The organism is Paraburkholderia monticola (assembly GCF_001580545.1).
Lineage (GTDB): Bacteria > Pseudomonadota > Gammaproteobacteria > Burkholderiales > Burkholderiaceae > Paraburkholderia > Paraburkholderia monticola.
Map to the genome: position 1 here is coordinate 400820 of NZ_LRBG01000038.1, position 14084 is coordinate 414903.

Here is a 14084-nt window from a genome sequence, read left to right on the forward strand (position 1 = left end):
TGGAACGCGTTCAATAAGAGAACTTACTCACGATGGTCAGCGATTTTCGCGTAACGCTCTCGTCCGCCAGGCGCCTTCGTCCGATCGTCATTGCTACGTCCCTGGTCAGTTGTCTGGAGATTTTTGGCTTCACGGTTTTTGCGCTCTTTGCAGGATGGATCGGCGGTCAATTTTTTCCGGCCACCGATCCGATGGTGTCGCTGTTGCTCGCGGTCAGCACATTCGGTGTCGGCTTCCTGTTTCGCCCGCTAGGCGCGCTGCTGATCGGTGCGTACGCCGACCGCGTCGGGCGCCGGGCAGCGTTGAGCCTGTCCATCTGGCTGATGGTGGCGGGCATGGTGACGGTGGCAGCGTGTCCGCCGTACTCGGTGATGGGCCTGATGGCGCCGGTCACGATTCTCGTCGGCCGCCTGCTTCAGGGACTGGCCGCGGGCGGTGAGATCGGCGCCGCGGCGGCTTACGTGATGGAAGCGGGGCCCGTCTCGCGGCGTGGCTATCTGCTGAGCTGGCAACTGGTCAGCCAGGCCGGGGCCGTGCTGATAGGGGCGCTGCTGGGGGCGCTTCTGTCAAGGAGCCTGTCAGCCGAAAGCCTCGCCACCTGGGGTTGGCGCATTCCCTTCGTGATTGGCCTGCTGATCGCACCGCTGGGTTGGTATGTCCGTCGGCGCTTACCCGAGGACGCGGTTCGAGCAACCTCGGCGGGCCGTCATCGCGTTCCGCTCGTCGAACTGTGCGGGAAACACGGCAAGACGCTCGCGTTGGCGACGCTCACGATTGCGGTGCGCACGGTGCCGGCCTATACCATCAGCTACTTCATGCCGACTTACCTGACGCATGTGATGCATTTGCCCGCCGTGACGGGATTTCTCGCTTCGGCCGTGTCCGCCCTGGTGCTGATGCTGGTTGCCCCGCTCGCCGGTCGGCTGGCCGACCGTCTGCCACGCCGCAAGCCGCTGTTGCTGCTGGCTTCGGGTATGACGACGCTGCTGGTTTATCCGGTATTCCATGTCCTGACGCATGCGCCGGATACGGTCACGGTGCTGGCGGCTGTTGCGTTGATGAGCGTGTTCGTTGCGCCGTGCAGCGGCGTCGGCACCGTGCTGGTACTCGAGGCTCTGCCGGCCCAGGTGCGCGCCAGCGGGGTGGCGGTTTCATTTGCGTTGGGGGTGGCGGTGTTCGGAGGAACAGCTCAGCCGATCGTCACTTCGCTGATCAAATGGACCGGCGATCCGATGGCGGTAGCCTGGTATGTCGCGCCGGCGTGCCTCGTCAGTTTCTGCGCACTGCTTTTCTTTCCTGAACGGCGCCGGCAACTCGAACTGACGCCGGAAACTTCGGTACGCTGAAAAGCTTCGCTATTCGCATCCGTCTTCCGACGTTGTTCACGCCAACGCATTTAGATCTTCGGCCGGCAGGTTCGACTGCATGCGAAATTCCTGCGGCGACATGCCGAAGCTGCGTCGAAATGCACGCGTGAAATCGGAGGGGCTTTTGAAGCCGAGACCATAGGCAATCTGCGCCACCGGAATGGCCGTGTACCGTTTCAGCTCGTCGGCTGCACAGCGCAGCTTGGCGTGACGGATGTACGCGTTCAGCCCGCCCTCATGCTCGAACAGCCGATACAGCGAGCGGCGCGGAAGACTCAACGCGGCGCACACCTTTTCGGGAAGCAGATCGGTTTCGTGCACGTGTGCCTGCACGTATCGTCGAGCCTGCCGCAGCATGGCCGCCCGGGCTGCCGCGCGCGCATTGCCATGCAGGCCTGCCTGCTTGCCAAACGCCGCGGTCAGCAGGCTGGCTCCGTCGCGAATGGCCGAGGCGGCATCGTCGTGCGTCATTGTTTCGATCGAGCCGGCGAGCGTCGCGAGGTCGGCGATGAGCAGACGGGTGAGCGGCGAGTCGTCCTCGATGATGCGGCCGTGCAGCGCTTCCGGATCGGCTAGCGTGTGCTTCAGCAACTCGACCGGAACGAAAAGGCTGAACACCCGGCACGCGTGACGATGCATGCGAAAAGGCCGGTTCAGGTCGAGAACCATCAGCTTTCCCGAGGTGGGCTTGCTGCGCCGGGCCTGCGCGCAGGTCACGACGTCGTCGACGCCGCCTTCGAGAAAGACATGAAAAACAAAATCGCGATTCCTGTCCCGTGAGATACGGGTCAGCGAACGCTCGAGCCGCAACGAATCCGACTGGCAATCGGTGAACATCAGATCGCCGACCTGATAACGGTCGATCGAGCCGCTGAATGCTTGCTTCAGATTGGACCGCGAAGGCAGCACGTCGACGACGTGGCCAACCCGGTCTCGCCACGCGAGCAATTGCTGGTGAGGCGCGAAGGCCTGGACATCGAAATGATGACGGTGAATAACCGATTCCGGGGCGGCCAGATCATCAGCAAAGGCAATGCCGTGGCCCATGAAGAGTGTTCCGTGATGGTTTCGAGGCTGGAGTGTGACGCGATGATAGCACCGTGTTACGGGCAGCCAATTCGACAGGGCATTTCCTTCTACCACCGGCGCCCGGTCGATACGGTAGGCGCGGGAAGACCTGAGTGACACGTGGCGCCTCTGCCGTGCAACAGCAGCTGATATCGAGCGATGTGTTGCATTGCGTCCAAATTGGCACGCACGGTCAAGCCGCGGACAGGAAGTGCGCTATCGTCAAAGGGTTAGATTGCAGATCGCTTTCAGAAGCGGCAATCGATGCGACATACGACGCGGCATACGCGTACGGCCGGCAGGAAACGCACGGGGCAAGCGCACGGGACAGGTGACTATGAACGGGGCTAGCAGACAAGCGGCCGCGCAACGCGGCGAGCGGCGTCCGACGGGTCTCGCGGATAACGAATTGCGGCATCTGGAGAACATGGCTACCCAGGTGACGCGTATAAACGCCGCGCAGCCCGGGTTCGACCACGGCTATTGGGAGAGGCGCATTCGCGCGGTCGAGGATGCGCATGAACTGATTGCGACTCAACGCGTCCGTATCGCGAGACTGCGTGAGCGGCTGACGGCGAGCGCGCGCATTGACCTGGCGCGGCGCCCGGCCGCCTGAGCCGGATCAGAGATCAGATCGAGTCAAAACAACGAGTCAAATGCAGGGACGGAGTTGAACGCGAGGGCCGGGGTAGCAAAGCGAGAGGGAAAGCCGATGCGGGCCGGCATCGGCAATCAAAACTGTAGGACCTGAGAGAAGTGGCGACGATGCGAACGGGCCCATTAGAGGCCCGTCGCTCGTCAGTCCGATAAAAATTCCAATTCTGAATGGCCGGTTCGAATTGGCCCAGGATAATCCCTGGTCATTTCTCATATTAATCGCCTGCCTGTTTCCACTATTTAGACCGCCAATTTGTCAGTAATTGTGACCGGTTTTAAATGGGGTGCGGTTAAATATAACCATCCGAAATACACAAGAAATTCGGCGCTGCTAAACTGTGCGCCGGAGCCATGCGGCAAGCGCGTGTCGAGCGCCCATCCCTGTGCTGACTCCAGCGGCCTGAAAGGCCGGACAGACGGCAGAAATAGGTTTTCTTCGTGAAATGGCGGGCGCGCTGACGCGGCATACTGAATCGGGTGGCGTACTCAAAAGGGACGCATACCGGATTGAAGCTGCTGCCTGCTGTCTTCCATCTACGCATGGTTTTTCACATCAGCCGATTTTCCCGCCAGCCTTCACCTTTTGATTTTGACGAATATCGGGCTTGTGCCAAGCCCGCTTTTGGATGTGACTTATGAAGCCGGGAAATAATTCGCTTGAGAAAAGACGCGCACGCAAAATCGCGATGGCCGCGGTGGCGGTGCTGCTCGCGGTGGCGGTCGGTTGCGGCGCCTGGTATGTCCAGCATCGCGCCGAGCCGCAAGCGTCCGCGCTCGGCGGCGTCGCGAGCCAGATGCGTCAGGATGCCTCCGCGTGGACGCACGAGGAGAAAGACGCCTCGACGATGCTGCGCGACATTCACGACGCGAACGTCGCGGCAATCGGCGTGAGTCCCAACGCGATTCTCGTGTCGCGGCACGACGGCTCGAAGTACTTCGTCACCGATCACAACGCGACCTTCTCGCACGCGCTGCTGTTGGGCGAGCGCTCCGATGCCGCCAACTATCAGCTCGTGTGGCTGCCCGACGTCGACATCCATAGCGACGGCGCGCGCTGGACCCAGCTGTTCGAGCAGTTGCGCGACGCGCTGAGCGTGCTGCTGCCGCTCGTGCTGATCGGCGGCATGGCGTGGTTCATGCGGCGCGAGATGAAGGGCGGCGCGAAGCTGCTCAGCGAAACGCCGACGCTGCGTTTCGACGACGTGATCGGCGCGAACGAAGCGAAGGCCGCGCTCGCCGACATTCGGGGCTATCTGTCCGATCCGAAGCAGTTCTCGTCGATGGGCGTGCGCGCGCCGTGCGGCATTCTGATGGTCGGCGCGCCCGGGGTCGGCAAGACGCGGCTCGCGCAGGCGCTGGCCGGCGAATGCGGCGCGAACTTCATTTCGATCACCGGCAGCTACTTCAGCGCGAAGTACTACGGTGTCGGTATCCAGAAGGTGCGGCACCTGTTCGAGCTCGCACGCAAGAACGCGCCGACGGTCGTCTTCATCGACGAAGCGGACGGTCTCGCGAAACGCACCGACACCGGCGGTGGCCCGGTCGAAGCCGAAAGCAACCGGATCATCAACCAGCTGCTCGCGGAGATGGACGGCTTCGAATCGAACGAGGGCGTGATCGTCGTGGCGGCGACCAACCACCCGGACAATCTCGACGAAGCATTGCGCCGCCCCGGCCGCTTCGATCGCACGGTGCAGGTGCGTCTGCCGGATCGCGAAGACCGCGCGAAGATTTTCCGTTTCTACGCGCAGCGGCTGAAGTCGAAAGCCGCCGATATCGACTACGACCAGCTCGCCCGTTTGACCACCGGATTGTCGCCGGCCACCGTCGCGATGGTCGTGAATCAGGCGGGGTTGATCGCGCGCAAGGCGGGCGATCACGAAATCGCCGCGAAGCACTTCCTCGAAGCGATCAAGATCGCGCGCATCGGCGACGTGAGCGGCGCCGAGCGCGCGCTCACCGAGGACGAGCGCAAGCGCATCGCGGTGCACGAGGCGGGGCACGGTCTGGTCGCCGCGCTGCTTGGCACCGGTGTGCTCGAGGAAGTGACGATCCTGCCGCGCGGCGGCGCGCTCGGCGTCGCGCTGATCACGAAGGCGCAGGACAAGCACCTGTACCGCGAAACGGAAATCCGCAACGAAATCCAGGTGCTGCTCGGCGGACGCAACGCGGAGATTCTTGTGTTCAGCGAAGCATCGAGCGGTGCCGCGTCGGACTTGCAGGAGGCCTCGCGTATCGGCCTCGACATGGTGTCGAAGTTCGGTTTCAACAGCGACGGCGATCTGTTCAGCCTCGCCGCGCTGCCCTCGCAGTATGCGGGCTTGCAAATGAAGAGCGCCATCGAGCATGCGAACGTCCTGCTCAAGGAGCTCAACGAGCTTTGCTATGGGCTGCTGCATGCATACGAGCCGGTCCTGCGCGACATCGCGGACCAGTTGCTCGAACATGAGACCGTGCCTGGCGACACGGTTTACCGGCTGATCGCCGAGCACAAGAGCACGCTGAAGATCGTGCATGAGCCCGAGGCGGCTTGACGGAACGAGCTCGCTGAACCGGCCCTAGGCGAAGTCGGACGGTCCCGGGTCGGGCACGCCCGGCGGCGGGTCGCTATCGCCTAACGGGTCACCCCCGCTTTGGCTGGGCTTCTGGCTGGATTTATTCGGGTCCGGCTCCGGGGTTTCGCCCTTTTTCGGCAAAGGCTGATCGAGACCCGGTTCGACCGGCGTGGGGATGGCATCGCCGATGGGTTTCGAAACCTCGGTGGGCGGCCTGCCGGGATCCTCTTCGGCTGGGCGATCAGGCTCATTCGGGGAGTTCGCCTTGTTCGACACATTGCTCTCCTGTGGATGAAGGTCATTCCTCAGGCAGCAATGCGTGTACCACGGTCCCCTGGCGGGGGATTGAAGCGCATGCCCGCGTCACAGCGAAGGCGCGCCGAACAGCGTCTGCACCACCCCGGATTTCCAGATCATCTGCGCGGCGGCGACCAGCACGAACAGCAGCACGACCATACGAAACACCGCGGGCGGCAGACGATCGCGCAACGGCCGCACGAGCAGGATGCCCGCGATCACGGGCACGCTCGCGCACACCGAGATCGCCAGATCGGTCCAGCTCGCATGCGCGCCGCCACTGAACGCGGCGACCAGCGTGATGATCGAGACGACCAGAATGATCGCGATCTGCTTCGTGAACGCCTTGCCGGTTGCACCCGTCGCGATCAGATACATCGCGAGCAACGGGCCGGGCACCGACGCGATGCTTTCCATCAGCGCGGCGCCGAAGCCGAGCACGAGACCCGCGGGCTTCGCCCAGTTCGGCGACAGCGTGAGCCGTGGCGCGGCGAGCAGCAGCAAGGCCGCGATCATCAGCAGCACGCCGGCCGCTGCTTGCGCGCGATGAGGCGCCAGCGAGATCAGCACCGACACCCCGACGATATTGCCGATTACCGTGCCGACGAGCGGCGCCGCGATGCGCTTCATGGTCGGCAGCAGTTCGCCGCCTTCGAGCGCCTGCGGAATATTGCCGAGGATGATCGGCATCGACAGCAGCAGGACGGCCGCCTTGATCGGCAGAAAGTGGCTCAGGATCGGCATCGCGACGAGGGGCACGCCGATGCTGACCACGCCCTTGACCATGCCGCCGAGCAGCAGTGCGGCCACGATGCCGATGAGCGCGTAGAGATCGAGCATCTGCAGGCTGGAGCCGAGAATGCCGTGGGCGAAAGGGAAATCAGACATGGTGGAGTGTCGCGGATCGGTGAAGCGGGCGGCCGGGTGGCGAGGCCGAATGATAGCGTGATCCGCGCAGCCGGATAGAACGGCGATTTGCTTCGATCGTTCAGGCGACGTCGGAAGCTACGCGCTCGGCCGCCGGCAATTCCGCTGCGCCCCGAGCCTTGAGCCGCAAAATCGGCTCCTCGATCAACCGCCACGACAGCCACGCAATGCCAAGCGACATCGCCAATGACGCGACGATACCAAGCGCATGCGCCCACATCGGCACGGTGCCGCCAAACCATGCTTCGGCGTGACGGTTGCGCATCGGATCGGGGATCAGGTTGTGATACAGATAAAAGCCGTAGCTGATGCGCCCGAGACCGGCGAGCCAACGTGTCTGCAGCAGACCCATCACGGCCGCGTTGCGGCAACACGCAATCGAAGCCACGAGCGCCGCAATGCCCATTCCGTAGGCGGCGCTGATCGCGGTAAACAGCAGTGGATCGTCGAGCCTGTTCCACCTCGGCTCGGCCGCGCACAAACCGATCACGACGAGACTCAGGATGAACAGCGTCAGGCCATGACCGAGCCAAGCACGCACGCAGCCGCGATCGTCCGCGATCAGCAGACCAGCGACGCCGCCTGACGCAAGCAACCAGACATTGCTCAACGGATGCGTGTAGATCGTGATCTCATCCCAATGCGCGGCGCGCATCGCGAACAACCCCGCGAGGCCGAACGCGACGATCGCCCAACATGCCGCTCGATGCCGTCGCGTCGCGAGCAGCAGCAAAAGCGGCGCGACCACGAGATAGAACTGCTCCTCGATCGCAAGGCTCCATAAGTGCGAATAGCGGCCGGGCCAGTAGCGCAGCACCGAGCCGATCCAGAAGTTCGACAGATACGCGAAGTGAAACGGCATGCCGCCCGCGAGTTCCGGATTCGCGAAGCCGAACGTCATCAGCACGCACATCACGACGAGCATCAGGTAATAGATCGGAAAGATGCGCACTGTCCGACGCCACAGGAAACGCCTGAGCTCGACACCAAAGCGACTCTCGCCCGATTCGATGCGCACGCGCTGCGACGACAGAATGCCGATGATCAGAAAGCCGCTCAGCGCAAAGAAGATCCACACGCCGAGATGACCGATCTCGCCGATATCGCCGAATAGCCGGTGCTGCAGAAATACCATCAGCACGGCGATCGCGCGAAGTCCATCGAAACCGGCAATTCTGTTTTTCATAAACCCGTATACGCGAAGCGGCGGAAAGCATGAAAACATCGTACGGAGAAAAAAAGCGAAAAAAATCGCGACGCGTGTTTGCCGATTTATTTTCGAGTCCCGTTTCCGCGCATCAATACGGATGTACCTGTTTCCTGCGTGAGAAGCCGCAAATGTTTCCGCGTTTTCGGTAAAGACGCACCCAGTATTACCAGTCGCCAACACCCTCATTTCAGAATGCCGTGGTGAAAGCGGAGATCAAAGGCAGCTTGTCAGCGCCAGCGTGCCGCCCGCGCGCATTCTTCGAGAAGCCGAATGGAAACCCCAGGACGCGGTCGTGGACGATCGGTCGAAGTCGATTTTTTCCGCGGTGTCGTGCTGATCGTCATCGTGCTCGATCACATTCCCGGCAGCACGCTATCGCATCTGATGCTGCACGCGTACGCCTTGTGCGATTCGGCTGAGGTATTCGTGTTTCTCGGCGGCTATGCATCGGCGGCGGCGTACACGGCGGTGCTCGCGCATCGCGGCGAAAGCGCGGCGAAGCTGCGTTTTCTGAAGCGCTGTTGGGAGATCTATCGCGCGTATCTGTTGACCGCGATGCTGACGCTCCTGTCCGGCGCGATCCTCGCGCTGCTCGATCTGAATCGGCCGATGGTAGAAATGACCGGCTGGCCGCCGTTCGCCTTGCAGCCATGGCGCGAGGCATTCGATATCGCGCTGTTGCGCCGGCAGCCGTATCTGTCGAGCGTGCTGCCGATGTACGTGATCTTCGCGCTCTGCGTGCCGCTGATGGTGCCGCTCGCGCGCCGCTCGGCTTCGCTCGCGCTCGTCGTGAGCCTTGCGGTCTGGGCCCTCGCGCAGCCGCTTGCCGCGTTATTCAGCATTGACGATGTCGCCGACTGGGCTTTTAATCCGTTTGCGTGGCAGCTGATGTTCGTGCTCGGCATGCTGTGCCGCGTGCAGCCGATCAGCGAACGCTTTCATGCGAGCCACGCCGCGCAGTGGTTCACGCGCGTCGCGGTGGTCGCGGTGCTTGGCTTCGCGATCGTCAAACTATTCGTGCTCACGCAACCTCTACCCGGCTCGCACAAGCAGAACCTTTCCGTGGAACGTGTGATCAACTTCATCGTCATCGCCTGGCTCGCCGCCCAGTTCGTGCGGATGGGCAGCATCGCGTGGCTCGCGAGGCGGCTGCCCGCTGTCGTGACGGTCGGGCGTACCGGGCTCGTCTGCTTCGTCGCCGGCACGCTGGTGTCGTTGATCGTCGACACGGCGACGCCGCACACGTTTCACGGTTTTCGCGGCGTGCTGGTGGGGCTCGGCGGCGATCTCGCCGCGATCGGCGCGCTGCTGATGATCGCGCGCGGCTGGAACGGCTGGAAAGGGCAGCAGTCGGGCGCGCAGGCGAATGGCGCGGGTTACGGATGACGCAGGGCGAGCGCCGCGTGCGCATCACGACCACGATGCGCGCGACGCGCAAGTTCGTTGGACTTGCAACCGTGATGAGCGTCATCGTGCTCGCGTGGCTCGCGATCCATCGCACGGCCGCGGTGGCCAAAGAATCACCGCTCGCGATGCACTGCGCGGAGTTCGCGGGCACGGTGCTGTCACCGGAACTGATCGCGATGCCGACCGCCGGCGCGCTGATCGAAAGCGCGTCGATGATCGGCGCAACCGCGCCGGGCAATCAGCAAGGCGACGAGTATTGCCGTATCACCGGCCGTATCAAGGCGCTCAATGCGAGCACGCCCGACATCCGCTTCGATCTGAATCTGCCGCGCCGCTGGAACGGGCGCGCGTTGCAGATCGGCGGTGGCGGCTACAACGGGGTGGTCGTCAGCGGCACCGGGGTGATGCCGTTTTCGCCGGATCGCGCGCCGCTCGCGCAAGGCTACGCGACCTTCGGCGACGACTCGGGACATGTCGGCGATTCGTCGCTCGCGGAGTTTGGTCTCGTCGATGACGCGGTGACGAACTTCGGCTACGCGCATCTGAAGAAGACGCACGACGTCGCGCTCGCATTGATCGCGCGCGCGTACGGCAGGCCGCCGCAGCGCATGTATTTCGCCGGTGGCTCGACGGGCGGCCGGGAAGGCTACACGGTGATGCAGCGCTTTCCCGACGATTACGACGGCGTGATCGCCAATTCGCCCGCGCTGAATTTTTCCGGCGTGCGCCTGATCGGCGTCAAGCTCGGCCAGGCCGAGTACGGCGGAGCGGGCGGCTTCGTGCCGCCGGCCTTGCTCGAGCGCGTCTATCAACGCACGCTCGAGGTATGCGACCGGCTCGACGCCGTGGCGGACGGCATCGTCAGCGACGTCGAAGCGTGCCGCGCGCATGAAGCGCAAATCATCGACTCGCTGCGTTGCGCGCTCCACACCTCAACGCACGATGCCTGTTTGACCGACGCGCAAGTGGCCACCTTGCTGGTGATGCGCGACGGGCTGTCGCTGCCTTATCGGCTGGCATGGGACGTGGGCGGCTATCACGGCTACAACGTGTTCGAGGGCACGCAACTGACGGGCGCGCTCGGGCTTGCGCATCAGGCACAGCGTCAGCCGGTGCCGACCTTCTATGCGAACGGCTATCTGTTCGCGCAAGGCGACGGCTATTTGCGCTACTTCGTCGCGCGCGATGCGGACTTCGATTCACTGTCGTTCGATCCGCAACGGCCGGGCAAGTATCGCGCGCAACTGATCGCACTGTCGGGCACGATCGGGTCGATGAGCACGGACCTGTCGGGCTATATCGCGCACGGCGGCAAGCTGATCACGCTGCAAGGTCTCGCCGACGAAGTGATCAGCCCGAATCAGACGATCGCGTATCACGACGCGCTGGTTGCGCGCTTCGGCAAGGACGAGGTCGATCGTTTCATGCGGCTCTATATGGTGCCGGGCTTTCAGCATGGCAGCGGCGTGTTCATTCCATCGGTCGATCTGCTCGGCGCGCTCGACGCGTGGGTCACGCGCGGTGTCGCCCCCGAAACGCTGACGGCCACCGATCTCGCCGCGGCGACGAACGGACGCTCGCGGCCACTGTGCCGCTATCCAGGCTTTCCGCGCTATGTCGGCAAAGGCAATGTCAACATGGCGAGTAGTTTTGTCTGTGCGCAGCCGTGAGGCTGACACCTCTGGGACAGTGTGCTGCACGCTTTCGTACTTTCCATTACATTGCGGAAGCGGCGCACCCGTGCGCGCCGTTTTCTCCAATCTAACAGCGGTGTCGGCCATCCTAGAGTCCATGCAGCCAATCGTTTCGGTCACGAATCTGTCGAAAACCTATGCCAGCGGTTTTCAGGCACTGAAGAACATCAATCTGGCGATCGACCGTGGAGAGATCTTCGCCTTGCTCGGGCCGAACGGCGCGGGCAAGACCACGCTGATCAGCATCGTCTGCGGCATCGTCAACGCGAGCGAAGGCAGCGTGACGGTGGACGGCCACGACATCGGCACCGACTATCGCGCGGCCCGCTCGCTGATCGGCCTCGTGCCGCAGGAGCTGACCACCGACGCCTTCGAAACCGTCTGGGCCACCGTGTCGTTCAGCCGCGGCCTGTTCGGCAAGCCGAAGAGCCCCGCTTACATCGAGAAGGTGCTGCGCGACCTGTCGCTCTGGGAGAAGCGCAACAACAAGATCATCACGCTGTCGGGCGGCATGAAGCGGCGCGTGCTGATCGCGAAGGCGCTGTCGCACGAGCCGCGCGTGCTGTTTCTCGACGAACCGACCGCCGGAGTCGACGTCGAGCTGCGGCGTGACATGTGGAAGCTCGTGCGCTCGCTCGCGGCGAGCGGCGTGACGATCATCCTGACCACGCATTACATCGACGAAGCCGAGGAGATGGCCGACCGCATCGGCGTGATCAACGCGGGCCAGATCATGCTCGTCGAGGAGAAGACCGAGCTGATGCGCAAGCTCGGCAAGAAGCAGTTGACGCTGCAGCTGGAGAGCCCGCTCGACGAGGTGCCCGCAACGCTTGCCGGCTACGGGCTCGCGGTCGCCAACGGCGGCAACGAACTGACCTACACCTATGAGGGCGAGGGCGGCCGCACCGACATCATCGCGCTGCTGAAATCGCTCGACGACGCCGGCATCCGCTTCAAGGACCTGCACACCACGCAGAGTTCGCTCGAAGACATTTTCGTCAGCCTGCTGCGGGGAAACCAATGAACATTTACGCAATGCGCGCGATCTACCGATTCGAAATGGCGCGAACGGGGCGCACGCTGATGCAAAGCATCATCGCGCCGGTGATTTCCACGTCGCTGTACTTCGTCGTGTTCGGCTCGGCGATCGGCTCGCGCATCAAGGAAGTGGAGGGCATCAGCTACGGCGCGTTCATCGTGCCGGGGCTGATCATGCTGTCGCTGCTGTCGCAAAGCATCGCGAACGCGTCGTTCGGGATTTACTTTCCGCGTTTCACCGGCACGATCTACGAGCTGCTGTCGGCGCCCGTGTCGTATCTGGAGATCGTCGTCAGCTATGTGGGCGCGGCGGCGACCAAGTCGATCCTGCTCGGGCTCATCATTCTCGCGACCGCCGCGCTGTTCGTGCCGTTGCAGATCATGCATCCATTCTGGATGGTGCTGTTTCTGGTGCTGACAGCGGTCACGTTCAGTCTGCTCGGCTTCATCATCGGCATCTGGGCCGACAACTTCGAGAAGCTGCAACTGGTGCCGCTCCTGATCGTCACGCCGCTCACGTTCCTCGGCGGCAGCTTCTATTCGGTGAACATGCTGCCGCCGTTCTGGCGCGGTGTCACGCTGTTCAATCCGATCGTCTATCTGGTCAGCGGATTTCGCTGGAGCTTCTTCGAGTTGGGCGACGTCGACGTGCGCCTGAGTCTTGGCATGACGCTGCTGTTTCTCGCGGTGTTTCTCGTGATCGTCGGCTGGATCTTCAGGACCGGCTACCGGTTGAAAAGCTGACAGGCAACGAGAGAGGGCGCGACGGCGAAAAGCCGTCACGCCCTTTTCATCGATACCCGCCGACACCCGCTACGACACATACGCCTGCGCGACGTTGATCAACTGCACACGGTTGCGCACGTTGAACAATTGCCGCAAACGCCGCAGATGATAGTCGACGTTATGCGGCGACAGCCCGAGGAAATACGCGATTTCCTTGTCGCGCTGCCCCTCGACGACCGCCTTCAGCACCGCGTGCTGCAGCTTGCTCAGCGCGACGCGCTGCTGCTGCGCGGGCTCGATGCCGATCACGCATTTCGCGTGCGTCCAGATGAACTCGTGAATCGTGTGCGCGAACATCAGCGTTTCCGCGACGATCGATTCGGTCATCCAGCGCGGGTTGCCGATCTCCGAGTTGAAGCACAGGCTCGCGCTGAGCTCCGGCTCGGGCAGCGGCATCTGCGTGAGGATGCCGCTCTTGCGACCGGTCGCCTCCAGCATGTCGATCAGCGCGCCGAGCCGCTCGCTGCGCAACTGCGCGCGCGGCAGATCGGCGCGCAGATCGGCGGTATTCCACAGATACGGCATGCCGGTCGGCGACGCGAGCGCGACGCGCGGATCGAGCTCGAAATAGCGCTCGCGGAAATAGCGCGTGAGCCACGCCGACGACTCGTAGCTCGTCAGCACGAACATCGTCTTGTGATGCGACGAGGTGCGCGTGGCGGTATAGCTGAACGAGTCGAAGCCTAGCTGCCTGATGCGCTGGCGCACGAACTCCATGCGGTCCTGGGCGCTGCCGAACCGTCCCAGCGGACTGATCAGCGGCGCGGCCCGGCGCGCCGCGGGCGACGGCGTGCCGATCTCCTCCTCGGTAAACAGAGTCAGAAAGCCACCGCGCGTCGCGCCGTTCGCGGCGCGGGGAGACGTCTTCGATGCTTCAGCCGCGTGGGCTGATGTCGCGGCGTTCCGCGCGCCGGCCGGGTAAGCCGGTTGGGCGGATGCCGCTCTCGGGTCTGCTGCCGACGCGTGCCCGGCTTCGCCTTGCGGCGAGCCGGTCAGCCACTGCGGCAGCGTATCGCATTCATGTTCCATGAAACGGTAGCTCCGGCGTTCTAAACGCGTGAAAGACGAACCTCAATGA

Annotated in this window: 12 protein-coding genes; 7 read left to right on the forward strand and 5 right to left on the reverse strand. The window is 63.3% G+C overall.

Annotation, left to right across the window (positions count from 1 at the left end; genetic code table 11):
- Window positions 1–32 precede the first annotated feature (32 nt).
- Window positions 33–1346 carry an MFS transporter gene (locus tag CI15_RS29290; protein WP_062135217.1) on the forward strand — a complete coding sequence of 438 codons (1314 nt, stop codon included), beginning with the start codon at window positions 33–35 and terminating at the stop codon, window positions 1344–1346.
- A 36-nt stretch (window positions 1347–1382) separates the two neighbouring features.
- Here the strand turns inward: CI15_RS29290 and CI15_RS29295 are convergent, their stop codons facing one another.
- On the reverse strand, window positions 1383–2414 hold the full coding sequence (locus tag CI15_RS29295) for an AraC family transcriptional regulator (RefSeq protein WP_062135220.1): 1032 nt from the start codon (window positions 2412–2414) through the stop codon (window positions 1383–1385).
- Window positions 2415–2862: 448 nt separating this feature from the next.
- On the opposite strand from CI15_RS29295, the gene CI15_RS29300 reads away from it, so the two are divergent.
- Window positions 2863–3051 (forward strand): hypothetical protein, encoded by a 189-nt coding sequence (locus CI15_RS29300; protein ID WP_241495976.1) that lies wholly within the window; start codon window positions 2863–2865, stop codon window positions 3049–3051.
- Between the two features lie 676 nt (window positions 3052–3727).
- On the forward strand, window positions 3728–5626 hold the full coding sequence (locus tag CI15_RS29305; RefSeq protein ID WP_062135227.1) for an ATP-dependent metallopeptidase FtsH/Yme1/Tma family protein: 1899 nt from the start codon (window positions 3728–3730) through the stop codon (window positions 5624–5626).
- A gap of 24 nt (window positions 5627–5650) precedes the next feature.
- Here CI15_RS29305 and CI15_RS35840 read toward each other — a convergent pair whose 3' ends face one another.
- From CI15_RS35840 to CI15_RS29315, 3 genes are all read right to left on the reverse strand, one after another.
- Window positions 5651–5923, reverse strand: coding sequence for a hypothetical protein (locus tag CI15_RS35840; protein ID WP_075643798.1), 273 nt, complete (start codon window positions 5921–5923; stop codon window positions 5651–5653).
- Between the two features lie 87 nt (window positions 5924–6010).
- On the reverse strand, window positions 6011–6832 hold the full coding sequence (locus CI15_RS29310) for a sulfite exporter TauE/SafE family protein (RefSeq protein ID WP_062135230.1): 822 nt from the start codon (window positions 6830–6832) through the stop codon (window positions 6011–6013).
- A gap of 100 nt (window positions 6833–6932) precedes the next feature.
- On the reverse strand, window positions 6933–8057 hold the full coding sequence (locus tag CI15_RS29315) for an acyltransferase family protein (RefSeq protein ID WP_062135234.1): 1125 nt from the start codon (window positions 8055–8057) through the stop codon (window positions 6933–6935).
- A 294-nt stretch (window positions 8058–8351) separates the two neighbouring features.
- Between CI15_RS29315 and CI15_RS29320 the strand changes: the two genes are divergently transcribed.
- The 4 genes from CI15_RS29320 (at window position 8352) to CI15_RS29335 (ending at window position 12964) form a co-directional block, all read left to right on the forward strand.
- Window positions 8352–9467: an OpgC domain-containing protein gene (locus tag CI15_RS29320; protein WP_062135237.1), complete on the forward strand. Its 1116-nt coding sequence runs from the start codon at window positions 8352–8354 to the stop codon at window positions 9465–9467.
- A complete protein-coding gene (locus tag CI15_RS29325) occupies window positions 9464–11158 on the forward strand; it encodes a tannase/feruloyl esterase family alpha/beta hydrolase (RefSeq protein ID WP_062135241.1) in 1695 nt (564 codons plus the stop codon). The genes CI15_RS29320 and CI15_RS29325 overlap by 4 nt, the downstream gene beginning before the upstream one ends.
- A 121-nt stretch (window positions 11159–11279) precedes the next feature.
- Window positions 11280–12206: an ABC transporter ATP-binding protein gene (locus CI15_RS29330; protein ID WP_062135245.1), complete on the forward strand. Its 927-nt coding sequence runs from the start codon at window positions 11280–11282 to the stop codon at window positions 12204–12206.
- Window positions 12203–12964: an ABC transporter permease gene (locus CI15_RS29335; RefSeq protein ID WP_062135247.1), complete on the forward strand. Its 762-nt coding sequence runs from the start codon at window positions 12203–12205 to the stop codon at window positions 12962–12964. Before CI15_RS29330 ends, CI15_RS29335 begins: the two co-directional genes overlap by 4 nt.
- 69 nt (window positions 12965–13033) lie before the next feature.
- On the opposite strand, the gene CI15_RS29340 is transcribed toward CI15_RS29335, so the two are convergent.
- Window positions 13034–14035, reverse strand: a complete 1002-nt coding sequence (locus tag CI15_RS29340; RefSeq protein ID WP_062135250.1) for a helix-turn-helix transcriptional regulator — start codon at window positions 14033–14035, stop codon at window positions 13034–13036.
- Window positions 14036–14084: the final 49 nt, after the last annotated feature.